23 protein-coding genes are annotated in these 25,383 nt (G+C 65.1%); 7 read left to right on the plus strand and 16 right to left on the minus strand.

What is annotated here, in order from left to right:
- Window positions 1–148: 148 nt before the first annotated feature.
- The 5 genes from rplS to ffh all read right to left on the minus strand — a co-directional run bounded on the left by rplS (window position 149) and on the right by ffh (window position 3,623).
- Window positions 149–499 carry a 50S ribosomal protein L19 gene (rplS, locus tag BLQ74_RS04835; RefSeq protein ID WP_090261412.1) on the minus strand — a complete coding sequence of 117 codons (351 nt, stop codon included), beginning with the start codon at window positions 497–499 and terminating at the stop codon, window positions 149–151.
- 41 nt (window positions 500–540) lie between these two features.
- Window positions 541–1,284, minus strand: coding sequence for a tRNA (guanosine(37)-N1)-methyltransferase TrmD (gene trmD / locus BLQ74_RS04840; RefSeq protein WP_090261413.1), 744 nt, complete (start codon window positions 1,282–1,284; stop codon window positions 541–543).
- A gap of 24 nt (window positions 1,285–1,308) precedes the next feature.
- Complete coding sequence (gene rimM, locus BLQ74_RS04845) at window positions 1,309–1,836, minus strand: ribosome maturation factor RimM (RefSeq protein ID WP_170842767.1); 528 nt, start codon at window positions 1,834–1,836, stop codon at window positions 1,309–1,311.
- Window positions 1,837–1,850: 14 nt separating this feature from the next.
- Entirely contained in the window at window positions 1,851–2,102 is a 252-nt protein-coding gene (rpsP, locus tag BLQ74_RS04850; RefSeq protein ID WP_090261415.1) for a 30S ribosomal protein S16, read from the minus strand.
- Between the two features lie 147 nt (window positions 2,103–2,249).
- Window positions 2,250–3,623, minus strand: coding sequence for a signal recognition particle protein (gene ffh, locus BLQ74_RS04855; protein ID WP_090261416.1), 1,374 nt, complete (start codon window positions 3,621–3,623; stop codon window positions 2,250–2,252).
- 229 nt (window positions 3,624–3,852) lie between these two features.
- Here ffh and BLQ74_RS04860 point away from each other — a divergent pair, with 229 nt between their 5' ends.
- The 3 genes from BLQ74_RS04860 (at window position 3,853) to BLQ74_RS04870 (ending at window position 7,565) form a co-directional block, all read left to right on the plus strand.
- Window positions 3,853–4,653: a cytochrome C assembly family protein gene (locus BLQ74_RS04860; protein WP_090261417.1), complete on the plus strand. Its 801-nt coding sequence runs from the start codon at window positions 3,853–3,855 to the stop codon at window positions 4,651–4,653.
- Between the two features lie 16 nt (window positions 4,654–4,669).
- Window positions 4,670–5,968, plus strand: coding sequence for an HlyC/CorC family transporter (locus BLQ74_RS04865; protein ID WP_090261418.1), 1,299 nt, complete (start codon window positions 4,670–4,672; stop codon window positions 5,966–5,968).
- 283 nt (window positions 5,969–6,251) lie between these two features.
- Window positions 6,252–7,565 (plus strand): MFS transporter, encoded by a 1,314-nt coding sequence (locus tag BLQ74_RS04870; protein ID WP_090261419.1) that lies wholly within the window; start codon window positions 6,252–6,254, stop codon window positions 7,563–7,565.
- A gap of 36 nt (window positions 7,566–7,601) precedes the next feature.
- Here the strand turns inward: BLQ74_RS04870 and BLQ74_RS04875 are convergent, their stop codons facing one another.
- The 5 genes from BLQ74_RS04875 to BLQ74_RS04895 are packed head-to-tail and all read right to left on the minus strand — an operon-like array spanning window position 7,602 to window position 10,919.
- The gene (locus BLQ74_RS04875; protein WP_090261420.1) at window positions 7,602–8,345 is read right to left on the minus strand and encodes an SGNH/GDSL hydrolase family protein; all 744 of its coding nucleotides are present in this window, start codon (window positions 8,343–8,345) and stop codon (window positions 7,602–7,604) included.
- Window positions 8,342–9,523, minus strand: a complete 1,182-nt coding sequence (gene purT, locus BLQ74_RS04880) for a formate-dependent phosphoribosylglycinamide formyltransferase (protein ID WP_090261421.1) — start codon at window positions 9,521–9,523, stop codon at window positions 8,342–8,344. The genes BLQ74_RS04875 and purT overlap by 4 nt, the downstream gene beginning before the upstream one ends.
- 47 nt (window positions 9,524–9,570) lie before the next feature.
- Complete coding sequence (locus BLQ74_RS04885) at window positions 9,571–9,759, minus strand: DUF1289 domain-containing protein (protein WP_090261422.1); 189 nt, start codon at window positions 9,757–9,759, stop codon at window positions 9,571–9,573.
- Window positions 9,756–10,280 (minus strand): gamma carbonic anhydrase family protein, encoded by a 525-nt coding sequence (locus BLQ74_RS04890; protein WP_090261423.1) that lies wholly within the window; start codon window positions 10,278–10,280, stop codon window positions 9,756–9,758. Before BLQ74_RS04890 ends, BLQ74_RS04885 begins: the two co-directional genes overlap by 4 nt.
- A gap of 42 nt (window positions 10,281–10,322) precedes the next feature.
- A complete protein-coding gene (locus BLQ74_RS04895; RefSeq protein WP_090261424.1) occupies window positions 10,323–10,919 on the minus strand; it encodes a CoA pyrophosphatase in 597 nt (198 codons plus the stop codon).
- Window positions 10,920–11,054: 135 nt separating this feature from the next.
- Between BLQ74_RS04895 and BLQ74_RS04900 the strand changes: the two genes are divergently transcribed.
- Window positions 11,055–11,609: an NUDIX hydrolase gene (locus BLQ74_RS04900; RefSeq protein ID WP_090261425.1), complete on the plus strand. Its 555-nt coding sequence runs from the start codon at window positions 11,055–11,057 to the stop codon at window positions 11,607–11,609.
- Window positions 11,610–11,666: 57 nt separating this feature from the next.
- The gene (locus BLQ74_RS04905) at window positions 11,667–12,167 is read left to right on the plus strand and encodes a L,D-transpeptidase family protein (RefSeq protein ID WP_090261426.1); all 501 of its coding nucleotides are present in this window, start codon (window positions 11,667–11,669) and stop codon (window positions 12,165–12,167) included.
- 69 nt (window positions 12,168–12,236) lie between these two features.
- On the opposite strand, the gene BLQ74_RS04910 is transcribed toward BLQ74_RS04905, so the two are convergent.
- Entirely contained in the window at window positions 12,237–12,554 is a 318-nt protein-coding gene (locus BLQ74_RS04910; RefSeq protein ID WP_090261427.1) for a YqfO family protein, read from the minus strand.
- A gap of 382 nt (window positions 12,555–12,936) precedes the next feature.
- Window positions 12,937–16,833, minus strand: a complete 3,897-nt coding sequence (gene purL / locus BLQ74_RS04915) for a phosphoribosylformylglycinamidine synthase (protein ID WP_090261428.1) — start codon at window positions 16,831–16,833, stop codon at window positions 12,937–12,939.
- A gap of 291 nt (window positions 16,834–17,124) precedes the next feature.
- On the opposite strand from purL, the gene mltF reads away from it, so the two are divergent.
- A complete protein-coding gene (mltF, locus tag BLQ74_RS04920; RefSeq protein ID WP_090261429.1) occupies window positions 17,125–18,594 on the plus strand; it encodes a membrane-bound lytic murein transglycosylase MltF in 1,470 nt (489 codons plus the stop codon).
- Window positions 18,595–18,698: 104 nt separating this feature from the next.
- Here mltF and tadA read toward each other — a convergent pair whose 3' ends face one another.
- The 4 genes from tadA to guaB all read right to left on the minus strand — a co-directional run bounded on the left by tadA (window position 18,699) and on the right by guaB (window position 23,878).
- Window positions 18,699–19,217, minus strand: coding sequence for a tRNA adenosine(34) deaminase TadA (gene tadA / locus BLQ74_RS04925; protein ID WP_374441154.1), 519 nt, complete (start codon window positions 19,215–19,217; stop codon window positions 18,699–18,701).
- Window positions 19,205–20,596 (minus strand): multicopper oxidase family protein, encoded by a 1,392-nt coding sequence (locus BLQ74_RS04930; protein ID WP_090261430.1) that lies wholly within the window; start codon window positions 20,594–20,596, stop codon window positions 19,205–19,207. The genes tadA and BLQ74_RS04930 overlap by 13 nt, the downstream gene beginning before the upstream one ends.
- A gap of 152 nt (window positions 20,597–20,748) precedes the next feature.
- Window positions 20,749–22,326 (minus strand): glutamine-hydrolyzing GMP synthase, encoded by a 1,578-nt coding sequence (gene guaA / locus BLQ74_RS04935; RefSeq protein WP_090261431.1) that lies wholly within the window; start codon window positions 22,324–22,326, stop codon window positions 20,749–20,751.
- Between the two features lie 82 nt (window positions 22,327–22,408).
- A complete protein-coding gene (guaB, locus tag BLQ74_RS04940; protein ID WP_090261432.1) occupies window positions 22,409–23,878 on the minus strand; it encodes an IMP dehydrogenase in 1,470 nt (489 codons plus the stop codon).
- 124 nt (window positions 23,879–24,002) lie between these two features.
- Here guaB and xseA point away from each other — a divergent pair, with 124 nt between their 5' ends.
- On the plus strand, window positions 24,003–25,382 hold the full coding sequence (gene xseA, locus BLQ74_RS04945) for an exodeoxyribonuclease VII large subunit (protein ID WP_090261433.1): 1,380 nt from the start codon (window positions 24,003–24,005) through the stop codon (window positions 25,380–25,382).
- The last annotated feature ends 1 nt before the right edge of the window (window position 25,383 follow it).

The raw sequence follows: 25,383 nt of genomic DNA on the forward strand, positions 1-25,383 counted from the left end.
TGCTACCTGTTGCAATGAAAGTGGCTGCCGGTGCCGCGGGTGTTGTACTTGTTGTGCGCTGCCATGGGGCAGTAACGGAAAAATACGGAGCATGAAAAAAGCAGCCCTTGGGCTGCTTTTTTCTGGATCGACTGGTAGGCCGTAAGGCTTAGACCAGTTTTTCCTTGATGCGCGCTGCCTTGCCGGACAGGTCGCGGAGGTAGTACAGCTTGGCCTTGCGCACGTCGCCGCGACGCTTGACGCTGATGCTGTCGACCAGCGGGCTGTAGGTCTGGAAGGTACGCTCTACGCCGACACCGTTGGAGATCTTACGAACGGTGAAAGCGCTGTTCAGGCCGCGGTTACGCTTGCCGATCACGACGCCTTCGAAGGCCTGCAGACGCTGACGGTCGCCTTCCTTCACTTTCACTTGCACGATTACGGTGTCGCCAGGGGCGAACGCCGGAATCTCTTTGTTCATCTGTTCAGCTTCGATCTGCTGAATGATCTTGTTGGTCATCTTGTGCTCCTAAGGCAGGCTTCTGGCCGGCCATCGATACGTTAACTATCGTCCCGCTGGCGGATGTATTCCTCCAGCAGCTTCTTCTCTTCTCCAGAAAGCGAGCGGCAATCCAGAAGATCGGCACGTCGTTCCCAAGTCCTACCAAGGGACTGCTGCAAACGCCAGCGCCGGATGTGTTCGTGGTTGCCGCTGAGCAGCACCTCAGGAACACGCTTGTCGGCATACACCTCAGGTCGGGTGTAGTGCGGACAATCGAGCAGGCCATCCGTGAAGGAGTCCTCCTCTGCGGAGTCCGCGTGCCCCAATGCCCCGGGTAACAAACGCGTGACCGCGTCGATCAGCACCATCGCCGGCAGCTCACCGCCGGACAACACGTAATCGCCAACCGACCATTCCTCATCGACATGCTCTTCAATGAAGCGCTCGTCGATGCCTTCGTAACGCCCGGCGATGAGGATCAGACGCTCCTCTTTCGCCAGTTCTTTCACGGCCGCCTGCGTCAGCTTGCGGCCCTGCGGCGACAGGTAAATCACTTTCGCCGGCCCGCCTGCGGCCTGCCGAGCATCGCCCAGCGCGCCTTCCAGCGGCTTGATTTTCATCACCATTCCCGGACCACCGCCGAAAGGCCGATCGTCCACCGTCTGGTGACGGTCCTCGGTATTGCTTCGCGGGTTGAAACATTCGAGCTGAATCAGCCCCTGCTTAACCGCACGACTGGTGATGCCGTAGTCACTGATGGCGCGAAACATCTCCGGAAAGATGCTGATGACTCCAATCCACATGGGCGAAAGCTCCTACCCTGCGGGTTAGAAATCGGCGTCCCAGTCCACCCTCATTTCGCCAGCTGCCAGGTCCACCGCTTGCACGCATTGCTCCGTGTAGGGCAACAGTCGCTCGCGATCATCCAGGCTGCCCGCGCAGGGCTTGACCACCATCACATCGTTGGCGCCGGTCTCCAGCAGATGGTCAATTGTCCCGAGCAGTTGCCCGCTCTGATCGATCACCTTGAGACCTTCAAGCTGGCTCCAGTAGTACTCGCCGTCGTCCAGTTCCGGAAGCTCGCTGCGCGGCACCAGGATCTCGAAATCCGCATAGGTGCGGGCGACTTCGCGATCATCCAGTCCCTTCAGCTTCGCCACCAGGACATTACCCTGTACGCGGCCACTGACCAGCTCAGCCTGTCGAACCTCGGTGCCACGCTTGAGCGTCCAGCGCCGGTAGTCCAGCAGGTTGTCCAACGGGTCGGTAAAGGAATACACCTTCACCTCGCCACGAATGCCATGCACCGAAACGATCTTGCCGAGTACGACCAGGTCTTCGGCGGGGGCAGGCATCGTGCTCATACTACTCAGGCAGCAGCCTTGGCAGCGTCCTTCAGCAGCTGAGCAACGCGCTCAGACGGCTGTGCGCCCTGGCCCAGCCAGTAGGTGACGCGCTCTTGGTCGACGGACAGGCGAACTTCACCGCCAGTGGCGACCGGGTTGAAGAAACCGACGCGCTCAACGAAACGGCCGTCACGAGCGTTGCGGCTGTTGGTCACGGTCAGGTGGTAGAACGGGCGCTTTTTGGAGCCGCCACGAGCCAGACGAATGGTTACCATGCGTACGTTGTTCCTATTAGTTTGCTTGCAAAAAAAGAAATGCAGCCCCAGGGCACAGGTGCCCGAAAGGCCGCATATTCTATGAGTTAAAGCACAGCGCTGCAAGCCGCAGCTAGTCGGGCCGCCACTCGGGCGGCCCTGCGCGGCTTACATCTTCGGCATGCCGCCGGGGAACATGCTGCCCATTCCGCGCATCATCTTGGCCATGCCGCCCTTGGCGGTGACCTTCTTCATCATTTTCTGCATCTGCTTGTGCTGCTTGATCAGCCGGCCGACGTCCTGCACCTGGGTGCCGGAACCAAGGGCGATGCGGCGCTTGCGCGAACCGCTGATGACTTCCGGATCACGGCGCTCGGCAGGGGTCATGGAGTTGATGATCGCCTCCATCTGCTTGAACTGTTTCTCCGCCGCGTTCTGCGCGTTGCCCATCTGCGACAGGTTGACCCCGCCGAGCATCGGCAGCTTGTCCATCAGGCTGCCGAGGCCGCCCATGTTCTTCATCTGTTGCAGTTGGTCGCGGAAGTCTTCGAGGTCGAAGCCCTTGCCTTTCTTGATCTTCTTCGCGAGCTTCTCGGCCTTCTCGCGATCCATGTTCTGCTCGGCCTGCTCGATCAGGCTGAGCACGTCACCCATACCGAGGATGCGCGAGGCCACGCGGTCCGGATGGAAGGGATCGAGCGCTTCGCTCTTCTCACCCATACCGAGGAACTTGATCGGCTTGCCGGTAATGGCGCGCACCGACAAGGCGGCGCCGCCACGGGCATCGCCGTCGACCTTGGTCAGCACCACGCCGGTCAGCGGCAGGGCATCGTTGAACGCCTTGGCGGTGTTGGCGGCGTCCTGACCGGTCATGGCATCGACCACGAACAGGGTTTCCACGGGCTTGATCGCCGCGTGGACCTGTTTGATCTCGTCCATCATCTCGGCGTCGACGTGCAGACGGCCGGCGGTATCGACGATGACCACGTCGATGAACTTCAGCTTCGCCTCGCGAATCGCCGCCTGGGCGATATCCACCGGTTTCTGGCTGGTGTCCGAGGGGAAGAAGGTCACACCGATATCGTTGGCCAGGGTTTCCAGCTGCTTGATCGCGGCGGGCCGGTAAACGTCGGCGGAGACCACCAGGACCGACTTCTTCTTGCGCTCCTTGAGGAAGCGCGCCAGCTTGCCGGCGGTGGTGGTCTTGCCCGCGCCCTGCAGGCCGGCCATGAGAATCACCGCCGGCGGCGCGGCGTTGAGCGCCAGGTCCTCGTTGGCCGCGCCCATCAGCTCGACCAGCTCGGCCTGAACGATCTTCACGAAGGCCTGACCCGGCGTCAGGCTCTTCGACACCTCGGTGCCGACCGCGCGATCCTTGATCTTGGTGACGAAGTCCTTGACCACCGGCAGGGCCACGTCGGCCTCGAGCAGGGCCATCCGCACTTCGCGGAGCGTATCCTTGATGTTGTCCTCGGTCAGCTTGGCCTTGCCGGTGACATGGCGCAGCGTTTGCGAGAGGCGGTCTGTAAGGTTTTCGAACATGCGCGTTCCTATCAGGCTCATGCGAGCCGGGGTGGGCGTGGCAGCAGGCGCGGGATTATAACCAAGTGTGCCGACGGCAGACACCGCCGATGATCCATCCGCGCCCGCGCCGCGCCGGAACGGCTCAAGCCAGCCTTGCCAGGGGCATGGGAACTGTTCCCGGCTGCTTTCTCGCCACGGGCGATATGTGCCAAACTCAGCGCCTTTCGATGGATTGTTCCAAGGACCTATGCATCCTCTGCTGCTCAGCCTGATCGCCGCCGCCTTCTACCTCGGCGCCACGGCCTACCAGGGCACAAGCCTGGCGCGCCGCGCCGCACCGAACAAGCCCCTGCTCCTGGTGCTCGGTCTCATCGCACTGCTCGCCCAGGGCCTCAGCCTGTTGCCGCAGTTGCTGACCGCCAACGGACTGGTGCTGGACTTCTTCAACGCGGCCAACCTGATTTCCGCCGCCGTGATCTGCATCACGCTGCTGGCCTGCCTGCGCATCCCGGTGGAAAACCTCCTGCTCCTGCTCTATCCGCTCGGCACGCTGACGGCGCTGCTGGCGGTGCTGATGCCCCATGGCACCCTGGAGCCGATCAACGAACAGCCCGGCATCCTCGCGCATATCCTGCTCTCGGTGCTGGCCTACGGCCTGCTGACCATCGCGGTCTTCCAGGCGCTGTTGCTGCTGATCCAGGACCATCGCCTCAAGCACAAGCATCCGGCCGGGCTGATCCGCAACTTCCCGCCGCTGCAGACCATGGAAAGCCTGCTGTTCGGCTTCCTCTGGGGCGGCTGGATCCTGCTCTCGCTGTCGCTGCTGTCGGGCTGGCTGTTCCTCGACAACCTGTTCGCCCAGCACCTGGCGCACAAGACCATCCTTTCCTGCTTCGCCTGGGTGGTGTTCGCGGTCCTCCTGTGGGGCCGTCACCAGCTCGGCTGGCGTGGACACAAGGCGATCCGCTGGACGCTCGCCGGTTTCTGCCTGTTGATGCTGGCCTACTTCGGCAGCAAGCTGGTGAAGGAATTCATCCTGCATATATAAGTAGGAAGCGCCACGCATGGGCGATATCCACCCCGGCTACCTGTTCGGCCTGCTGGTCCTGCTGCTGCTCTGCTCGGCGTTCTTCTCCAGCGTCGAAACCGGCGTGCTCAGCCTCGATCGCTATCGCCTGCGCCACCTGGCCAAGCAGGGCCATCGGGGCGCGCGGCGCACCGCCTGGCTGCTGCTACGCACCGACCGCCTGCTCGGCACCATTCTCATCGGCAACAACTTCGTCAACATCATCGCCTCGTCGCTGGCGACCCTCCTCGCCCTGCGCCTGTGGGGCGATGTCGGCGTGGCCCCGACCACTATCGCCCTGACCCTGATCCTGCTGATCTTCGGCGAGATCACCCCGAAGACCTACGCCACCCTGCGCCCGGAACGCGTGGCCTTCCCCGCGAGCCTACCGCTGCTGTGGCTGCAACGCCTGTTCAGCCCGCTGCTGTGGCTGATGACTGGCGTGAGCAACGCCATTCTGCGCCTCTGCGGCCTGGAGCCCAGCCAACGCAACCGCAAGCCACTGAGCAACGACGAGTTGCGCAGCGTCGTCAGCGACTCCAGCGAAAAACTCAGCGCCAACCGCCAGAACATGCTGCTGAGCATCCTCGACCTGGAAAAGATCACCGTGAACGACCTCATGGTGCCGCGCAATGAAGTCCAGGGCATCGACCTGGACGATGAACTGGAAAGCATCATCAGCCAGTTGCGCAACACCACCCACACGCGCCTGCCGGTGTTCCGCAACGACATCAATCAAGTCGAAGGCATCGTCCACATGCGCCAGATCGCGCGCCTGCTGACGCACAACCAGTTGACCAAGGACAGCCTGCGCGCCGCCTGCCTGGAACCCTACTTCATCCCCGAAAGCACGCCGCTGGCGACGCAACTGATCAACTTCCAGAAGCAGAAACGCCGTATCGGCATCGTGGTGGATGAATACGGCGAGGTGATCGGCATCATCACCCTGGAGGACATCCTCGAAGAGATCGTCGGCGAGTTCAGCAACGCCGATGCCCTGCGCAACCCGGATATCCATCCCCAGGCCGACGGCACCTATGTGATCGATGGATCGGCGAACATTCGCGACATCAACCGCGCCCTCGGCTGGCAATTGCCCAGCGAAGGCCCGAAGACGCTCAACGGCTTGATCACCGAAGCCCTGGAGCAGATCCCCGACTGCGCGGTATGCCTACGCATCGGCCCTTATCGCCTGGAGATCCTGCAATCCGGCGAAAACCGCGTGAAGAGCGTGCGCGTCTGGCTCACCGGGCGTGCCGCCGCCCCCGCCGACGGGACCAGTAATGCGCTTGCCTGAGCGGCCCGGCCACGCCCTATAATCAGCGCCTGCTTACCCAGCATCCCGCCACGGCCGGCGCTATCCGCGCCATGCCCGTGGCCAGTCAATCGCCCGCCAGCCCGAGCCCGGCCCCGCGCCATCGCCCGGAGAAGCGACCGGCCTCGCCTCGACCTTGTGCGAACGCCACCGCCCTGCCCGCACCCGGACAGCGCTTCCCCCTCGCGCAGCGGCAACGCTTCCAATGCCCGCCGGACACGACCGCCAGAGCCGTCGCCGGCCATGACTGACAGGGATTTCCTGCATGACCTCCGCCAGCCTCGCTGCCACCGCCAACGACAGCCCCGCCAACTCCACCGCGCGGGTCGCGGTCGCCAGCTTCATCGGCACCGCTATCGAGTTCTACGACTTCTACGTCTATGCCACTGCCGCCGCCTTGGTAATCGGTCCGGTGTTCTTCCCGCAGACCTCTGGCGCGGCACAGATGCTCAGCGCCTTCATCACCTTCGGCATCGCCTTCCTCGCCCGACCACTGGGCTCGGCGCTGTTCGGCCATTTCGGCGACCGCATCGGGCGCAAGTCGACCCTGGTCGCCTCCTTGCTGTTGATGGGCCTGTCCACCACCCTGATCGGCTTGCTGCCAGGCTACGAGCGCATCGGTGACTGGGCGCCGGCGCTGCTCTGCCTCCTGCGCTTCGGCCAAGGCCTGGGACTCGGCGGCGAATGGGGCGGCGCGGCGCTGCTGGCCACCGAGAATGCGCCCAAACACCGCCGCGCCTGGTTCGGCATGTTTCCGCAGATGGGGCCGTCGATCGGTTTCCTCGCCGCCAACGGCCTGTTCCTCGGCCTGGCCATGTTGCTCAGCGAAGAACAGTTCCGCGCCTGGGGCTGGCGCGCCCCCTTCATCCTCAGCGCCTTGCTGGTGGTGGTTGGGCTCTATGTGCGCCTGACGCTGGCCGAGACGCCGGTGTTCGCCAAGGCCATGGAGCGCCAGGAGCGCGCCAGCCTGCCGATCGCCGAACTCTTCACCCACCACTGGCGACCGGTAGTGCTCGGCGCCCTGGCCATGGTGGTGTGCTACGCGCTGTTCTACATCTCCACGGTGTTCTCGCTGAGCTACGGCGTGACCAGCCTGGGCTACAGCCGCGAACAATTCCTCGGCCTGTTGTGCTTCGCCGTACTCTTCATGGCCGCCGCCACGCCACTGTCGGCCTGGGCCAGCGACCGCTTCGGGCGTCGTCCGGTGCTGATCGTCGGCTGCCTTGCGGCCATTGTTTCCGGTTTCACCATGCAACCGCTGCTGAGCCAGGGGTCCTCTATCGAGGTGGCGATCTTCCTGGCCCTGGAGCTGTTCCTCATGGGCGTCACCTTCGCCCCCATGGGCGCCCTGCTGCCGGAACTCTTCCCCACCCAGGTGCGCTACACCGGCGCCTCGGCGGCCTATAACCTGGGGGGCATTCTCGGCGCCTCGGTGGCGCCCTACATCGCCCAGAAGCTGGTGGGCATGGGCGGCCTGAGCTGGGTTGGCGGCTATGTGTCGGTGGCCGCGGCAGTGAGCCTGCTGGCCGTGCTCTGCCTGCACGAAACCCGCGAGCAGGATCTCGACAGCATTCGCTGAGGCCCTTCGGCAATAGGACGGGTAACGCCTCGGGCGTTATCCGCCGCTCCCGCGCCAACGCGTCACCAGCCACTCGGCTAGGTGCTCGCCCCACACCTGGTAGCCCAGGGCGGACGGGTGGTAGCCGTCGATGGCGAGGAACTGCGGGCGCATGTCCAGGCTCACTGCGCAATGCCCCGCGCCCTCGCGCTGGCTCAGGCTGAGCAACTGGCGGTCGAGCAAGCCAGCGCGCCAGCCGAGCATCTGGCGCAACAGCCAGGGCAAGGCGGAGAAGTGCTGCAACGGCGGAACCGCGGTGCAGACCACCGAGGCACCGGCCGCGCGAAAATGCGCGATCAACTGCTGCAATGCGCAGCGCCAGGTTTCGCCGGCACTGAAATGGGTGGTGTCGTTGACCCCGAAGACCAGCACGACAAGGTCATAGGAATCGCCGGCGGCTTGCGGCAACAAGCGCACACAGGCCTCGCTGGCGGTGATGCCATTCTCCCCCAAGGCGCGCCAGGACACCGGCCGTTGCAGGCGCGCCGAGAGCGCGCTGGCCAAACGCCCGGCCAGGGCGAAATCCAGGCAGGATGCACCGACGCCGGCTACCGTCGACTCGCCGAGCAGGAGCAGGCGCAGCGGCTCACCGGCACAATCGACGCCAACCACGCCCTGACAGGCCCCGGCCGCCGGAGCCAGGCGCAAGGCCGTGCGCCGAGTGTGCACGGCCAACGGCAGAGCTAGCGGCAGCAGCGGCAGTAGCGCCACCCACCACGCCAACCCTGCCCAACGACTCACAGCTCGATGACGACCGACTCGGCCGAACGGGTCGCCTTGGCGCGCGCCTCATCGATCGACTCGGCGCGCGCCAGGGCGACGCCCATGCGCCGCTGGCCCTGGACTTCCGGCTTGCCGAACAGGCGCAGGGCGCTGTCCGGCTCGCTCAGCGCCGCGCCAAGGTTGCCGAAGCTGACCTGCTGCGAGTCGCCATCGACCAGGATGACCGCCGAGGCCGAGGGGCCGAACTGGCGAATCGCCGGGATCGGCAGACCGAGAATGGCTCGCGCGTGCAGAGCGAATTCGGAAAGGTCCTGGGAGATCAACGTGACCAGGCCGGTATCGTGGGGGCGCGGCGAAACTTCGCTGAACCACACCTGGTCGCCCTTGACGAACAGCTCCACGCCGAACAGGCCGCGGCCGCCCAGCGCCTCGGTCACCGCCTTGGCCACGCGCTCGGATTCGGCCAGGGCCTTCGGGCTCATCGCCTGAGGCTGCCAGGACTCATGGTAGTCACCCTTCACCTGGCGGTGACCGATGGGCGCACAGAAGGTAGTGCCGCCGATATGGCGAACGGTGAGCAGGGTGATCTCGTAGTCGAAGTCGATGAAGCCTTCGACGATGACTCGGCCCTTGCCAGCACGACCGCCTTCCTGGGCGTAATCCCAGGCGGCCTGCAGATCGGCATCGGACTTGAGCACGCTCTGGCCCTTGCCGGAGGAACTCATGATCGGCTTGACCACGCAGGGGTAGCCCACCGCGGCGACGGCTGCACTGTACTCCTCGATGCTGTCGGCGAAGCGGTAGGGCGAGGTCGGCAGCCCCAGCTCCTCGGCGGCCAGGCGGCGGATGCCCTCGCGGTTCATGGTCAGCTGCGCGGCGCGAGCGGTGGGCACCACGGTGTAGCCCTCGGACTCCAGCTCCACCAGGGTGGCGGTGGCGATGGCCTCGATCTCCGGAACGATGTAGTCCGGCTTCTCCTGCTCGATCACCGCGCGCAGGGCGGCGCCGTCGAGCATGCTGAGCACGTGGCTACGGTGCGCGACCTGCATGGCCGGGGCGTTGGCGTAACGGTCGCAGGCGATCACTTCGCAACCCAGGCGCTGCAGCTCGATCACCACTTCCTTGCCCAGCTCACCGGAGCCGCAAAGCAGTACACGGGTCGCGCTCGGCGACAGGGGAGTTCCTATACGGGGCATTGCGTTGAACCTCGGGAATGGAAAGTTTCGCTCGGGGCGGTGGCGATCTAGATCAGCACGCCCTGTTCGCGGGCCCGCTCATGGCAGCGCGCCAGCACCTCGCGGCGCTCGGCATTGTCCATGCGGCCCCAGCGGGTGATTTCGTCGGCGCTGCGCTGGCAGCCCAGGCAGATGTCGTTGTCGTCCAGCGCACAGACATGCACGCAGGGCGACACGACCGGACGCTCCTGACTCATTCTTCCTGCTCGGCCAGATCGCGGGCGTAGCGCTGGGCGTTGTGCACGTAGTGTGCGGCACTGGCTTCGAGCATCTTTTTCTGCTGCTCGGTCAGCTCGCGCACCACCTTGCCGGGCGAGCCCATGACCAGCGAGCCGTCGGGAATGACCTTGCCCTCGGGAATCAGCGAGTTGGCGCCGATGATGCAGTATTTGCCGATCTTCGCACCGTTGAGCACGACCGCGTTGATGCCGATGAGGCTGTAGTCGTCCACCGTGCAGCCGTGCAACATCACGTTGTGGCCAATGGTCACGCCCTTGCCGAGGGTCAGCGGGAAGCCCATGTCGGTATGCATCACGGTGCCATCCTGGACGTTGCTGTTCTCACCGATGTGGATCAGCTCGTTGTCGCCACGCAGCACGGCGTTGAACCAGACACTGGCGCCAGCCTCCAGGCGCACCTTGCCGATCACCGCCGCGTTCGGCGCAATCCAACTGTCGGGATGGGTTTCGACTCGGGCCTGGCCCAGGCGGTATTTCATCGGAAAGTCCTCAGGCATGTTTTTCTTGTGCCGGCATCCGGCTCAACGCAGTGTGACGAAGCGCGGCGGCGGCTGGTGCAGGTCGATGCGGGCGTCGAACAGCAGGTTGACCAACTCGACGACCATGATCGCCGAGAGTCCCCAGATCTTGTATTCGCCGAAACGGTAGCTGGGCACATACCAACTGCGGCCAAAATAATCGATGCGATGGGTCATCTCCCGCGGATCGTCGCGGAAGAACGCCAACGGCACATTGAATACCGCGGCGATTTCACCGTCATTGGGCTTGTACTCGACGAAATCGGGAACGAAACCGACGAAAGGCGTTACCTGGATGCCGTGGCGCGAGACCAGGGTGCTCAGGGGACCGACCACATCCACCAGGCTCGGCGGCAAGGCGATTTCCTCCTCTGCCTCGCGCAGGGCGGTGTGGATCAGGTCGACATCGCCAGGATCGCGCCGCCCGCCGGGGAAGGCCACCTCACCGCTGTGGGTGGACAGGCCGCTGGCGCGCAGGGTCAGCACCAGCTCTTCACTACGGGTGATAGGCAGCAGCACCGCCGCTTCGGGGAGGCTCTGGTCGCTCTTCAGGTTCTCGGGGATGTGCGCCGCGATGCGCTGGCGCAGCTCGTCCAGCATGCGGACATCCTGCGTATAGGCACTGTCATTAATTGACGAATCATGGCATGAAAGCCCGCCCCACCCAACCCCCACCCCTTGCTGGGCGCGGCCTCGGACGAGCAAGATGGGAATAACTCCGAACAAGGAAACGGCATGAAATTCTGCAGTCAGTGCGGTGCCAGCGTGAGTCTGCGCATTCCCAGCGGCGACAACCGGCCGCGTTACATCTGCGACCGATGCCAGACCGTGCACTACCAGAATCCTCGTATCATCGCCGGCTGCCTGCCGGTATGGGAGGGCCGCGTCCTGCTCTGCCGTCGCGCCATCGCGCCCCGCCAAGGCTACTGGACGCTACCGGCCGGCTTCATGGAGAACGGCGAGACCCTGGAACAGGCCGCCGCCCGCGAAACCCTGGAAGAGGCCTGCGCGCGGGTCAGCAACCTGAAGCTGTACACCCTCTTCGATCTGCCGCACATCAGCCAGGTGTACATGTTCTTCCGCGCCGAGCTGGCCGACCTGGATTTCGCCGCCGGCGAAGAGAGCCTGGAGGTGCAACTGTTCGAAGAAACAGGCATTCCCTGGTCGGAGCTGGCTTTCCCGACCGTGGGCCGTACCTTAGAATGCTTCTTCGGCGACCGGCAGAGACAGGACTTCCCGGTACGCAACGAGGCCATTGCACCGATGCAAGGCCACTACAAGAAGACCTGAATACCGTGCACTGCCGTTCGCGGCGCTTTTCTGATAGATCCGGGGGATGTTGTTTCCATGCGCTGGCTGCTTGCCTTTCTGAGCCTGACCTTTGCTGCCTTGACGCACGCGAACGCCACGCCGACGCTGGAGGGCCATATCGACAAGGTCCTGGTCGTCAAGTCCGAGCACAAACTGCATCTACTGAGCAACGGCAAGATTATCAAGAGCTATCGCGTCTCCCTGGGCAAGACCCCGCGCGGACCGAAGTTCGCCGAGGGCGACAACCGCACGCCGGAAGGCTTCTACTGGATCGACTGGCGCAAGACCAGCGACAAGTTCAACCTCTCCATTCATATCTCCTACCCCAATGCCCGCGACGTTGCGCGCGCCCGCGACAAGGGCCTGGCTCCCGGCGGGATGATCATGATCCACGGCACCCCGCAAAGCGACCAGTACCCGGAGTGGTATTTTTCCACCCTCGACTGGACCAATGGCTGCATCGCCATGACCAACGCCGATATTCGCGAAGTCTGGAGCCTGGTGAAGGATGGAACGCTGATCGAGATCCGCCCCTGATATGCGGTCCACGACCGACAATTGAAAAAGGCGCCCAAGGGCGCCTTTTTCGTTAGCGGCAATAACGCGTCAGAACACCATGTCCGACAACCGCCAGACTTCGAAGGCCGGCGTCTCATAGGGATGCGCGGCCTTGAGGGCCTTCACCGAGTCGTGGATCAGCTCGTCGGCCACCACCAACTCAACCCGCCATTCAGGGACATGTTCGACCAGCCCCACCTCACCGAGGAACGGCTTGCTGCCCTGCAACGGACGGAACTGACCTGTGCCAAGTACCTGCCAACAGCAGCTGTCGTAGGCTCCGATGCGTCCTGCACCTGCGGTGAAAACCGCTTTCTTCACCGTTTCCAGATGGCTTTCTGGAACATAGAAACAGAGTTTGTACATCAAGCGCTCCGTGTCGAGAGACTGGACCGGATTGGAAGTCGAGGCGCAAATGCTGCCACAAATAGTGGCACTTTGCCTTATCACGCTAAACCTCAGCCCGACAAAAGTTCGACCGCGCGACCGCCTTCACGTTCTGAAGGAACAACGGGGATCAGCGAAACTGTGACAGACCTCCGCTTTGCCAGCGGCCTACTCTCCGATAAAAGGTCACTGGCGCCCCCCATCCTTCGTCCAGCACCGCTCGGAAAGCGCCGCCGCGCATCCCGCCCAGGCCCAGCGCGGCCTCGATCGGCGCCTGAAAAAAAAGGGAAAGCACGAGGCTTTCCCTTCTTCTGCTGCGCGGCCCCTTCCCTGGCGGAAAAGGGCGCTCCGGGTCTCGGGCTCAGCCCACCCAGACGCGGGCGTTGCGGAACATGCGCATCCAGCCGCCGTCCTCTTCCCACTCGTCCGGACGCCAGGAGTTCTGCACGGCGCGGAACACACGCTCCGGGTGCGGCATCATGATGGTCACGCGGCCGTCGCGGTTGGACAGGCCGGTGATGCCGCGCGGCGAACCGTTGGGGTTGGCCGGGTAGCTTTCCGTGACCTTGCCCTGGTTGTCGACGAAACGCAGCGCGACACAACCGGACAGATCGGCTTCCAGCAGCGCTTCGGCGCTCTCGAACTCCGCATGGCCTTCGCCGTGGGCGATGGCGATGGGCAAGCGCGAACCGGCCATGCCCTGCAGGAAGATCGACTGCGACTCTTGCACTTGGACCATGGCCACGCGCGCTTCGAACTGCTCGGAGCGGTTGCGCACGAAGTGCGGCCAGAACTCGGTGCCCGGAATCAGCTCATGCAGGTTGGAGAGCATCTGGCAGCCGTTGCACACCCCCAGGGCGAAACTGTCCTTGCGCTCGAAGAAGCCCTGGAAGGCATCGCGGGCACGGGCATTGAACAGGATCGACTTGGCCCAGCCCTCGCCGGCGCCGAGCACGTCGCCGTAGGAGAAGCCGCCACAGGCCACCAGGCCCTTGAACGCTTCCAGGCTGACACGGCCGGAAAGGATGTCGCTCATGTGCACGTCCACCGCGGTGAAGCCGGCACGGTCGAAGGCAGCGGCCATCTCCACCTGGCCGTTGACGCCCTGCTCGCGGAGGATCGCCACCTGCGGGCGCACACCTTTCTTGATGTAGGGCGCCGCGACATCGTCGTTGACGTCGTAGCTGAGCTTGGCCGACAGGCCGGGATTGTCTTCCGCCAGCAGGCCATCGAACTCCTGATCGGCGCAGTCGGCGTTGTCGCGCAGACGCTGGATCTGGTAGCTGGTCTCGCTCCAGGTGCGCTGCAGCAGACGACGCTCGGCGTTGTAGACGGACTCGCCGTTGAAGGTCAGTTCGATCTTGTTGCCGCTGACCGGACGACCGATGACCGCGACGCAGTCGCCCAGGCCGGCAGCGCTGAACTGCGCGAGGATTTCCGGCGTGGCGTCCTCGCGGACCTGGATGATCGCACCCAGCTCCTCGTTGAATAGCGCGGCCCCCAGCTCTTCACGGCTGGCAGCCAGGGCATCGAGGGTCAGTTCGAGGCCACAGTGGCCGGCGAAGGCCATTTCCAGCACGGCGGCCTGCAGGCCACCGTCGGAACGGTCGTGGTAGGCGAGCAGATGTCCGTCGGCATTGAGGCCCTGGATCACCGCGAAGAAGGCCTTGATGTCTTCGGCATCGTCGAGGTCGGGCGCCTGCCGGCCGATCTTGCCGTAGGTCTGTGCCAGGATGGAGCCGCCGAGACGGTTCTTGCCACGTCCGAGATCGATCAGGATCAGGTCGGTTTCGCCCTTGTCCAGGCGCAATTGCGGCGTCAGGGTCTTGCGGATGTCACTGACCGGGGCGAAGCCGGAGATGATCAGCGACATCGGCGCGGTCACGCTTTTCTCGCTGTCGCCGTCCTGCCAGCGGGTCTTCATGGACATGGAGTCCTTGCCCACCGGGATGGTGATGCCCAGCTGCGGGCACAGCTCCATCCCCACCGCCTTGACGGTGTCGTACAGCCGCGCGTCCTCGCCCGGGTGACCGGCGGCGGCCATCCAGTTGGCCGACAGCTTGATGTCGGAAATGGCGTCGATGCGCGATGCGGCCAGGTTGGTGATGGTTTCGCCGATGGCCATGCGTCCGGACGCCGGCGCGTCGAGCAGGGCCAGCGGAGTGCGTTCGCCCATGGCCATGGCTTCGCCGGTGTAGACATCGAAGCTGGTGGCAGTGACGGCGCAATCCGCCACCGGCACCTGCCAGGGACCGACCATCTGGTCACGGGCGACCAGACCGGTGATGGTGCGATCGCCGATGGTGATCAGGAAGTTCTTGCTCGCGACGGCCGGGTGGCGCAGCACACGATCGGTCGCCTCACCCAGGTCGAGGGCCGCGGCGGCGAAATCGTCACCCAACTCGGCCTCACGGGAAACCGAGCGATGCATGCGCGGCGGCTTGCCGAGCAGCACATCGAGGGGCATGTCCACCGGCTTGTTGCCGAAGTGGCTGTCGGAAACGGTCAGGTGCTTCTCTTCGGTGGCCTCGCCGACCACTGCGAACGGGCAGCGCTCGCGCTCGCAGATGGCCTTGAAGGTGTCGAAGTCGGCAGCGTCCACCGAGAGCACGTAGCGCTCCTGGGACTCGTTGCACCAGATTTCCAGCGGGCTCATGCCCGGCTCGTCGTTGGGCACCGCGCGCAGCTCGAAACGACCGCCGCGGCCGCCGTCGTTGATCAGCTCCGGCAGGGCGTTGGAAATACCGCCTGCGCCAACGTCGTGGATGAATTTGATCGGGTTGTCGCTGCCCATCTGCCAGCAGCGGTCGATGACCTCCTGGCAGCGACGCTCCATTTCCGGGTTCTCGCGCTGCACCGAGGCGAAGTCCAGGTCCGCGGCGCTGGCGCCGGTGGCCATGGACGAAGCGGCGCCGCCGCCCAGGCCGATGAGCATGGCCGGGCCGCCAAGCACGATGAGCTTGGCGCCGACGCTGATCTCGCCCTTCTGCACATGGTCTTCACGGATGTTGCCCATGCCACCGGCGATCATGATCGGCTTGTGATAACCGCGCACTTCTTCGCCGCGCGGCGTGGCCACCGCCTGCTCGAAGGTACGGAAGTAGCCGGTCAGGTTGGGACGGCCGAACTCGTTGTTGAAGGCCGCGCCGCCGAGCGGGCCCTCGATCATGATGTCCAGCGCGGTGACGATGCGCTCGGGCTTGCCGTAAGGCACTTCCCAAGGCTGTTCGAAACCCGGGATGTTCAGGTTGGACACGGTGAAGCCGACCAGGCCGGCCTTGGGCTTGGCGCCACGGCCGGTCGCGCCTTCGTCGCGGATCTCGCCGCCGGAACCGGTGGAGGCGCCGGGGAACGGAGCGATGGCGGTCGGGTGGTTGTGCGTCTCCACCTTCATCAGGATGTGCACCGGCTCTTCGCTGGCGGCGTACTGACGGGTCTCGGGATTGGGGTAGAAGCGGCCGGCGACGAAGCCGGTCATCACCGCGGCGTTGTCCTTGTAGGCGGACAGCACGCCTTCGCGGTGCATCTCATAGGTGTTCTTGATCATGCCGAACAGGCTCTTCTCCTGAGCCTGGCCGTCGATGTCCCAACTGGCGTTGAAGATCTTGTGCCGGCAGTGCTCGGAGTTGGCCTGGGCGAACATCATCAGCTCGACGTCGTGCGGGTTGCGGCCCAGTTCGCCAAAGCTCTTCACCAGGTAATCGATTTCGTCCTCGGCCAGGGCCAGGCCGAGTTCCAGGTTGGCTTTCTCCAGCGCCGGACGGCCGCCAGCGAGGACATCGATCACGTTCAGCGGCTTGGGTTGCGCGTGGCTGAACAGGCCGGCAGCCGCATCCAGGTCGGCCAGTACCAGTTGGGTCATGCGGTCATGCAGGCGTGCGGCGACCAGTTGGGCATCCGCCTCGGAGAGTTCACCGCTGACGTAGTAGGCGATGCCACGCTCGATCCGCTCGATCTTCGCCAGGCCGCAGTTACGGGCAATATCGGTGGCCTTGCTCGACCACGGCGAAATGGTGCCGAACCGCGGCAGGACCAGGAACAGACGGCCGCTGGGTTCCTGCACCGGCACGCTCGGACCGTACTTCAGCAGGCGGCCGAGCACCCGCTCCTCTTCGGCGGTCAGCGCGCCGCTGACTTCGGCGAAATGCGCAAACTCGGCGTACAGCCCGGTGACAGCGGGTACCTGCCGGGTCAGCAGGTCGAGCAGTTTGCCGTGGCGGAAGGCGGAAAGGGCGGGAGCGCCGCGCAGGATCAGCATTGTCGGAACAGCCTCTGGAGACGGGAGAGTATGGGGGCCGGACGAGCCGACCCGCAGAGGCCGTGCATTCTACCGCAAAGCGCCGCCCGGCGGCACCCGCAGCTCGGCCGAAAGCGGCTCGCGCCGGTCGGCGGACATCGGCGGGTTGCCGCTCATCGACGAACACGCCCAGGGGTTTCCCCATGCCCCGCGCACAAGGCCCGGCAGCCGCGACCTGGCGCCGCCGGTTAGCAGAGACGCCCTGGACTGTCGAGATATTTGAGCGCCACGGCCTTAGCGTATACTGCGCCGATGTTTGCCCTGACTGTGTCCCGCGTGCGTCGCACCGCCTGGTTCCTGGCGACCTGTATCTTTCTGCTGCTTTCCGGCTGTAGCGAGGCGAAAGTCCCGACAGCCCTCGAGCGCGTGCAGAAGGACGGCGTGCTGCGCGTGATCACCCGCAACAGCCCGGCCACTTACTTCCAGGACCGCAACGGCGATACCGGCTTCGAGTACGAACTGGCCAAGCGCTTCGCCGATCACCTGGGCGTCAAGCTGGAAATCGAGACCGCCGACAATCTCGACGACCTCTATGACAAGCTCAGCCAGCCGGACGGCCCCAGCCTGGCTGCCGCCGGCCTCACCCCGGGCGGCGCGCGCGATGCCCAGGTGCGCTTCACCCATTCCTACCTGGACGTCACCCCGCAGGTTGTCTACCGCAACGGCGACCCGCGCCCGACCCGCCCCGAGGACCTGGTCGGCAAGCGCATCATGGTGCTCAAGGGCAGCAGCCATGCGGCCCAGTTGGCCGAGCTGAAAAAGCGCTACCCGAAACTGCAGTACCAAGAGTCCGATGCCGACGAAATGGTCGACCTGCTGGGCAAGGTGGATGTCGGCGAGATCGACCTGACGCTGATCGACTCCAACGAACTGGCGATGAACCAGGTGTACTTCCCCAACGTCCGCGTCGCCTTCGATCTCGGCGACGCCCGCGGCCTGGCCTGGGCCCTGCCACTGGGCAGCGACAACAGCCTGTTCGACGAGGTCAACAAGTTCCTCGACAAGACCAAGCAGGACGGCACCCTGCAGAACCTCAAGGATCGCTACTACGGCCACGTCGACGTTCTCGGCTATGTCGGCGCCTACACCTTCGCCCAGCACCTGCAGCAGCGCCTGCCGCGCTATGAACAACACTTCCGCCAGTCGGCGCAGAACCTGCAGATGGACTGGCGCCTGCTCGCGGCCATCGGCTATCAGGAATCCATGTGGCAACCCGATGCCACCTCCAAGACCGGCGTGCGCGGCCTGATGATGCTGACCAACCGCACGGCGCAGGCCATGGGCGTGTCCAACCGCCTCGACGCGAAACAAAGCATCCAGGGCGGCAGCAAGTACTTCGGCCAGGTCAAGGATGAACTGCCGGGAAGCATCAAGGAGCCCGACCGCACCTGGTTCGCCCTCGCCTCCTACAACATCGGCAGCGCGCACCTGGACGACGCGCGCAAGCTCGCCGAGCAGGAAGGCCTGAACCCGAACAAATGGCTGGACGTCAAGAAGATGCTGCCGCGGCTGTCGCAGAAGCAGTGGTATCGCAAGACCCGCAACGGTTACGCGCGCGGCGGCGAAACCGTGCACTTCGTGCAGAACATCCGCCGCTACTACGACATCCTCACCTGGGTGACCCAACCGCAGATGGAAGGCGGCCAGCTCGCCGAGAGCGGGCTTCACCTGCCCGGTGTGAACAAGACCCGCCCACCCGAAAACCCCGACGAGAAGCTCTGAGGCGCGGCGCCTCCGTGCTCCGGGGCGAGCATCGCAGTCGAACGCGCCCTCGCCTGCCGCTTGCTCGCTGGCTGCCGGCCGACAAGGCGGCAGCCCAACGCGCCTCAGCCCTTGCGCCGCGCCTTGAAGAAGGCCGAGAGCATGGCACTGCACTCCTCCGCCAGAACCCCGCCCTCCACCAGCACCCGGTGATTGAGGAAGTCCTGGGCGAAGAACTCGCCACGACTGACCACCACCCCTGACTTCGGCTCCAGGGTGCCGTAGACCAGGCGCTGAATGCGGGCATGCACCAGCAGGCCGGCGCACATGCTGCAGGGCTCCAGGGTCACGTAGAGGGTGCTGCCGGGCAGGCGGTAGTTGCTCGCCGCGGCGGCAGCCATGCGGATCGCCACCATCTCCGCATGGGCGCTGGGATCGCGGGCGCTGATCGGCTGATTGAACCCACGGCCGATGACTTCCCCGCCCAGCACCAGCACGGCGCCGACCGGCACTTCGCCCAGGGCAGCGCCCTGTGCGGCGAGCGCCAGGGCCTCACGCATGAACTCCAGGTCGCGGCTGCGATCGATGACCGGGCGCAGCCCTTTCACGGTCGGGTGCCCCTTGCTATTGGTCAGCCGCACCATGCATCCCCCACGGCGATAGTCCCCATCAGGCCGGTCTCCATATGGTCGATTACGTGGCAATGGAACATCCACAGGCCCGGATTATCCGCCACCAGGGCGACGCGGGCGGTTTCATTCTTGCCCAGCAGATAGGTGTCGGTGAAGTACGGAATGATCGGCCGGCGGTTGGAGTCGAGCACCTTGAACGCCATGCCATGCAGGTGAATCGGGTGCTGGTACTGGGTCATGTTGCGCAGGGTGAAGATGTAGCTCTGCCCCAGCTTCAACTTGGCCAGCGGCGGGCCGTTGTGTTTGTGCTCTTCACCGCCCTGCCAGGCCACACCGTTGATCTGCCAGAGCGACGGTCGCTCCTGACCAGAGGCGTATTCGGACATGGCCCCGACCCATTCGAACTTGAAGTTGAGGGTCTCCGCCTTGGCCAGGTCCGGCTCGCTGACCGGGTTGCCTGGCAAGGCCGCCGGCCACTCCGCGGATGCCGCCTGGGTCGGCGCCACACCGCGCACCGTGGCCAGGCGCACCACGCCGTCACGCAGGGACAGCTCGGCGCCGACCGCCGGACCGCGAATCGCCAGCTCCAGGCGCATGCCCGGACCGATCCAGTACTGCTCCTTGAACTCCCGCGGCGCCACCGGATGGCCGTCGAGGGCATAGATTTTCGCCTCGCCCCCCGGCAGGTTGAGGCGATAGGTCACGGTGTTGTCGAGGTTGAGGATACGCAGCCGGGTGATCTGCCCCGCCGCCAGCTCGATCACCGGCAGGTGCTCGCCATTGATGGTCGAGAGGCTGCCACGAGTCCCCTCGCGAGCGGCCTCGCGCGGCACGCTGAAAGGGGTGAAGGCACCCGCTTCGTCGATATGCCAGGTCTTCAGGCAGAGAATCTTTTCCTGGCTGAAGCCGGTCGGCTCACGCTCCTCGATGATCAAGGGGCCGACCAGGCCACGACCGAGTTGCTCGCTGCTCATCAGGTGCGGGTGATACCAGTAGCTACCGGCATCCGGCGTCTTGAAGCGGTAAACGAAACTCTGCCCGGGCGGGATCGGAGGCTGGGAGATGTAAGGCACGCCGTCCATCTCGATCGGCAAGCGGATGCCATGCCAATGGATGGTGGTCGGCTGATCGAGCTTGTTGGTGAAGCGGACTCGCAGCCAGTCGCCCTGGCGGCCACGGATTTCCACTCCGGGGAAGCGGCCGCCATAAGCCAGCGCCGCCGTCTGGTGTCCGGGCACCAGCTCCAGGTCGAGGGGCGCGGCGATCAGTTCGTAGTCATGCTCGGCCGCCACCTGCGGGCGCGCCAGCCAGAGACGCGCGCCAACGCCGCCAAGGCCCAGCGCGGTGAGACCGGCGAGGCCTCCCAGTACTTGTCTGCGGGTAAAGCTCATGGAACTCCCAACCCCGGACGGGGCTACAACCTGGAAATGATAGATTCTCTCATTTAGGTTTAGATTTGACGAGCCACCCACGCACACAAAATGCCGCGCTGGCCGTCGCGCAGATACGACAAGGGCAGCCTTGGCTGCCCTTGTCGCTCACATCATTCCCACTCGATGGTCGCCGGCGGCTTGCTCGACACGTCGTAGGTGACCCGCGAGATGCCTTCGATCTCGTTGATGATGCGGTTGCTGACCTTCTCCAGCAGCTCGTAGGGCAGGTGTGCCCAGCGTGCGGTCATGAAGTCGATGGTCTCCACTGCGCGCAGGGCCACGACCCAGGCGTAGCGACGGCCGTCACCGACCACGCCGACCGATTTCACCGGCTGGAACACCACGAAGGCCTGGCTGGTCTTGTGGTACCAATCGAAGTTACGCAGTTCTTCGATGAAGATATGGTCGGCGCGACGCAGCAGGTCGGCGTACTCCTTCTTCACCTCGCCGAGGATGCGCACCCCCAGGCCCGGGCCGGGGAACGGGTGGCGGTAGACCATGTCGTAGGGCAGGCCCAGCTCCAGGCCGATCTTGCGTACTTCGTCCTTGAACAGTTCGCGCAGCGGTTCGACCAGCTTGAACTGCATGTCTTCCGGCAGGCCGCCGACGTTGTGGTGCGACTTGATCACGTGGGCCTTGCCGGTCTTGGCGCCAGCCGACTCGATCACGTCCGGGTAGATGGTGCCCTGGGCGAGGAACTTCACATCCTGCAGCTTGGTCGCTTCCTGGTCGAACACCTCGATGAAGGTGCGACCGATGATCTTGCGCTTCTGCTCCGGATCGGAAACGCCGGCGAGACGGCTGAGGAACATCTCCTCGGCGTTGGCACGGATCACCTTGACGCCCATGTTCTCGGCGAACATGGCCATCACCTGGTCACCCTCGTGCAGGCGCAGCAGGCCGTTGTCGACAAACACGCAGGTCAGTTGGTCGCCGATGGCCTTGTGCAACAGCGCAGCGACCACCGAGGAATCGACGCCGCCGGACAGGCCGAGCAGCACCTTCGACGAACCGACCTGAGCGCGCACGCTGGCGATAGCGTCGTTGACGATGTTCGACGGCGTCCACAGGGCTTCGCAGCCGCAGATGTCGAGGACGAAGCGCGAGAGGATGCGCAGGCCCTGCTTGGTGTGGGTCACTTCCGGGTGGAACTGCACGCCGTAGTAGCCACGGGCATCATCGGCCATGGCGGCGATCGGGCAGCTCGGGGTGCTGGCGAGGATGTGGAAGCCGGCGGGGATGTCGGTGACCTTGTCGCCGTGGCTCATCCACACGTCGAGACCGAGCACGCCGTCTTCATCCACATGGTCTTCGATGCCGTCGAGCAGGCGCGCCTTGCCGACCACGTCGACGCGGGCATAGCCGAACTCGCGCAGGTCCGAACCCTGCACCTTGCCGCCCATCTGCTCGGCCATGGTCTGCATGCCATAGCAGATGCCGAACAGCGGCACCGCCAGGTCGAAGACCGCCTTGGGCGCACGCGGACTGTTCAGTTCGTGGACCGACTCCGGACCACCGGCGAGGATGATCCCGCGCGGGGCGAAGGCGCGAACGTCCTCGTCGCTCATGTCGAACGGGTGGATCTCGCAGTACACGCCGATCTCGCGCACGCGGCGGGCGATCAACTGGGTGTACTGGGAGCCGAAGTCGAGGATCAGTATCCGGTGAGCGTGAATGTCTTGGGCCATGGCCGTCTCTCTGGAAAGCGGAATTCCTAAACGACACGGGGCTGAATCAGACAGCCCCGTGACGAACTCATTACTGCAAGCCTCAACCTACGCGGTAGTTCGGGGCTTCCTTGGTGATCTGCACGTCGTGCACATGGGACTCGGCCATGCCGGCGCCAGTGATCCGCACGAACTGCGGCTGGGTGCGCATCTGCTGGATATCGGCGCTGCCGGTGTAGCCCATGGCGGCGCGCAGGCCACCCATCAGCTGGTGGACGATGGCGCTCAGCGCGCCCTTGTACGGCACACGACCTTCGATGCCTTCCGGAACCAGCTTCTCGGCGCCGGCCGAGGCGTCCTGGAAGTAACGGTCGGAGGAGCCTTGCGAACCGGCCATGGCGCCCAGCGAGCCCATGCCACGGTAGGACTTGTAGGAGCGGCCCTGGAACAGTTCGATCTCGCCCGGTGCCTCTTCGGTACCGGCGAACATCGAGCCCATCATCACGCAATAGGCGCCAGCCACCATGGCCTTGGCCAGGTCACCGGAGAAACGGATGCCGCCATCGGCGATCAGCGGTACGCCGGTGCCTTCGAGGGCCGCGGCGACGTTGGCGATGGCCGAGATCTGCGGCACACCGACACCGGCGACGATACGGGTGGTGCAGATCGAGCCCGGACCGATACCGACCTTGACCGCGTCAGCGCCAGCCTCGGCCAACGCCTTGGCGGCTTCGGCGGTGGCGATGTTGCCACCGATCACCTGCACCTGCGGGAAGGTTTCCTTGGCCCAGCGCACGCGGTCGATCACGCCCTTGGAGTGGCCGTGGGCGGTGTCCACCACCACCACGTCGACGCCGGCGGCGACCAGCGCGGCGATACGCTCGCCGGTATCGGCACCGGTGCCGACGGCGGCGCCGACGCGCAGACGCCCCTGCTCGTCCTTGGACGCCAGCGGGTAGGTCTTGGCCTTCTCGATGTCACGGAAGGTCACCAGGCCGGTCAGGAAGAAATTCTGGTCGACCACCAGCATCTTCTCGATGCGGTTCTCGTAGAGCTTGGCCTTGATTTCTTCCAGCGGGGTGCCTTCACGGGCGGTGATCAACTTGTCCTTCGGCGTCATGATTGCCGCCACGGTGTCGCCGACGTTCGGCTTCACGCGCAGGTCGCGGCCGGTGACGATGCCGACCAGTTCACCCTCTTCCACCACCGGGAAGCCGGAGAAACCGTATTCACGGGCGATCTGCAGCAGCTCGATGATCTTGGTCGAAGGGGTCACGGTGACCGGGTCGCGGACGATGGCGGTCTCGTGCTTCTTGACCTTGCGCACCTCGGCGGCCTGCTGCTCGATGCTCATGTTCTTGTGGATGATACCGATGCCGCCTTCCTGGGCCATGGCGATGGCCAGACGGGATTCGGTGACGGTGTCCATCGCGGCGGACACCAGCGGGATGTTCAGTTCGATGCCACGGGTCAGGCGGGTCTTCAGGCTCACGTCCTTGGGCAGGACTTCCGAATAACCGGGAATCAGGAGGACGTCGTCGAAAGTAAGGGCTTCTTGGCTGATACGCAGCATCGCGGGGGCTCCCAGGCGGGAAAATGGAAGCGCGGCATTATACCTCAGCTCCCGGCCGCCGCTCAACGCAGGCGACGACGCGCGCGCTGGCCCTCGGCAACGCCCGGGCTTATCATCCTGCGCCATGCTCAACGACCCGTTCCAACGGCTCGGCCTCGACCGCGAGGTACTGACCGTCAGCCAGCTCAACCAACGCGCCCGCCACCTGCTGGAGGACGTGTTCCCACAGGTGTGGGTCGAAGGCGAGATTTCCAACCTCGCCCGCCCTGCCTCCGGCCACCTTTATTTCACCCTCAAGGACAGTAACGCCCAGGTGCGCTGCGCGCTGTTCCGGCAGAACGCCCTGCGCGTACGCCAGGCGCTGCGCGACGGCCTGGCCGTGCGGGTGCGCGGCAAGGTTTCGCTGTTCGAAGGGCGTGGCGACTACCAACTGATCGCCGATGCCGTCGAACCCGCCGGTGACGGCGCCCTGCGCCTGGCCTTCGAAGCGCTGAAAGAAAAGCTCGCCGCCGAAGGCCTGTTCGCCGCCGAACGCAAGCGCCCCCTGCCGGCGCATCCGCGACGCATCGGCATCGTCAGCTCCCCTACCGGCGCGGTGATTCGCGACATCATCAGCGTATTCCGCCGCCGCGCACCGCAGGTCGAGCTGACCCTGGTGCCCACCGCCGTGCAGGGCCGCGACGCCATCGCGCAGATCGTCCGCGCCCTGGCCCTGGCCGATGCGCAAGATTTCGACGCGCTGATCCTGGCCCGTGGTGGCGGCTCGCTGGAAGACCTCTGGTGCTTCAACGAAGAGGCTGTCGCGCGTGCCGTGGCCGCCTGCGTCACGCCCATCGTCAGCGCCGTCGGCCATGAGACCGATGTGTCCATCTGCGACTTCGTCGCCGACATGCGCGCCCCGACCCCCTCGGCCGCCGCCGAGCTGCTGGCGCCGCACACCGGCGACCTGCAACAGCGCCTGGACAGCCTGCGGCGCCGGCTGATCCTGCGCATCCAGGACCGCCTGACCCGCGAGCGCCTGCGTCTGGAAGGCACCGCCCGGCGCCTGCGCCACCCCGGCGAGCGCCTGCGCCAGCAGGCACAACGCCTCGACGACCTGGACATGCGCCTGCGCCGTGCCTTCGAGCGCCAGTCACAGGTACGCCATGAACGCCTGGCGCGCCTGGATACGCGCCTCGCCGCGCAACACCCCGGACGCGCCCTGGCACTGTTGCGGCAAAAACTCGACAGCCTGGCCGCGCGCCTGCCCCGAGCCACCCAGGCGCTGCTGCGCGAACAGCGCCAGCGCCTCGACGGCCTGGCCCAGAGCCTGCACATCGTCAGCCCGCTGGCGACCCTCGGGCGCGGCTACAGCATCCTCCTCGACGACAAGGGCCAGGCGGTGCGCCGCGCCGCACAGACGCAGCCCGGCCAACGCCTGACGGCGAAGCTCGGCGAAGGCGAACTGTCGGTGCGCGTCGAGGACAACCACCAGGCCCCGGTAACCCTCTCGCTTCTGGACTGAC

This window comes from Pseudomonas panipatensis, assembly GCF_900099785.1.
Taxonomy (GTDB): domain Bacteria; phylum Pseudomonadota; class Gammaproteobacteria; order Pseudomonadales; family Pseudomonadaceae; genus Pseudomonas; species Pseudomonas panipatensis.

Excerpts from the sequence above, each read along its gene's own strand:
- BLQ74_RS04930 (WP_090261430.1), bottom strand. The coding sequence starts at position 20,596 with ATGAGCTTTACCCGCAGACAAGTACTGGGAGGCCTCGCCGGTCTCACC.
- guaB (WP_090261432.1), bottom strand. The coding sequence starts at position 23,878 with ATGCTGCGTATCAGCCAAGAAGCCCTTACTTTCGACGACGTCCTCCTG.
- BLQ74_RS04860 (WP_090261417.1), top strand. The coding sequence starts at position 3,853 with ATGCATCCTCTGCTGCTCAGCCTGATCGCCGCCGCCTTCTACCTCGGC.
- purT (WP_090261421.1), bottom strand. The coding sequence starts at position 9,523 with ATGCCCCGTATAGGAACTCCCCTGTCGCCGAGCGCGACCCGTGTACTG.
- BLQ74_RS04895 (WP_090261424.1), bottom strand. The coding sequence starts at position 10,919 with ATGCTGGACGAGCTGCGCCAGCGCATCGCGGCGCACATCCCCGAGAAC.
- xseA (WP_090261433.1), top strand. The coding sequence starts at position 24,003 with ATGCTCAACGACCCGTTCCAACGGCTCGGCCTCGACCGCGAGGTACTG.
- purL (WP_090261428.1), bottom strand. The coding sequence starts at position 16,833 with ATGCTGATCCTGCGCGGCGCTCCCGCCCTTTCCGCCTTCCGCCACGGC.
- BLQ74_RS04890 (WP_090261423.1), bottom strand. The coding sequence starts at position 10,280 with ATGAAATACCGCCTGGGCCAGGCCCGAGTCGAAACCCATCCCGACAGT.
- BLQ74_RS04905 (WP_090261426.1), top strand. The coding sequence starts at position 11,667 with ATGCGCTGGCTGCTTGCCTTTCTGAGCCTGACCTTTGCTGCCTTGACG.
- trmD (WP_090261413.1), bottom strand. The coding sequence starts at position 1,284 with ATGTGGATTGGAGTCATCAGCATCTTTCCGGAGATGTTTCGCGCCATC.
- BLQ74_RS04900 (WP_090261425.1), top strand. The coding sequence starts at position 11,055 with ATGAAATTCTGCAGTCAGTGCGGTGCCAGCGTGAGTCTGCGCATTCCC.
- ffh (WP_090261416.1), bottom strand. The coding sequence starts at position 3,623 with ATGTTCGAAAACCTTACAGACCGCCTCTCGCAAACGCTGCGCCATGTC.
- mltF (WP_090261429.1), top strand. The coding sequence starts at position 17,125 with ATGTTTGCCCTGACTGTGTCCCGCGTGCGTCGCACCGCCTGGTTCCTG.
- rpsP (WP_090261415.1), bottom strand. The coding sequence starts at position 2,102 with ATGGTAACCATTCGTCTGGCTCGTGGCGGCTCCAAAAAGCGCCCGTTC.
- guaA (WP_090261431.1), bottom strand. The coding sequence starts at position 22,326 with ATGGCCCAAGACATTCACGCTCACCGGATACTGATCCTCGACTTCGGC.
- tadA (WP_374441154.1), bottom strand. The coding sequence starts at position 19,217 with ATGGTGCGGCTGACCAATAGCAAGGGGCACCCGACCGTGAAAGGGCTG.
- rplS (WP_090261412.1), bottom strand. The coding sequence starts at position 499 with ATGACCAACAAGATCATTCAGCAGATCGAAGCTGAACAGATGAACAAA.
- BLQ74_RS04885 (WP_090261422.1), bottom strand. The coding sequence starts at position 9,759 with ATGAGTCAGGAGCGTCCGGTCGTGTCGCCCTGCGTGCATGTCTGTGCG.
- BLQ74_RS04870 (WP_090261419.1), top strand. The coding sequence starts at position 6,252 with ATGACCTCCGCCAGCCTCGCTGCCACCGCCAACGACAGCCCCGCCAAC.
- BLQ74_RS04865 (WP_090261418.1), top strand. The coding sequence starts at position 4,670 with ATGGGCGATATCCACCCCGGCTACCTGTTCGGCCTGCTGGTCCTGCTG.
- rimM (WP_170842767.1), bottom strand. The coding sequence starts at position 1,836 with ATGCCTGCCCCCGCCGAAGACCTGGTCGTACTCGGCAAGATCGTTTCG.
- BLQ74_RS04910 (WP_090261427.1), bottom strand. The coding sequence starts at position 12,554 with ATGTACAAACTCTGTTTCTATGTTCCAGAAAGCCATCTGGAAACGGTG.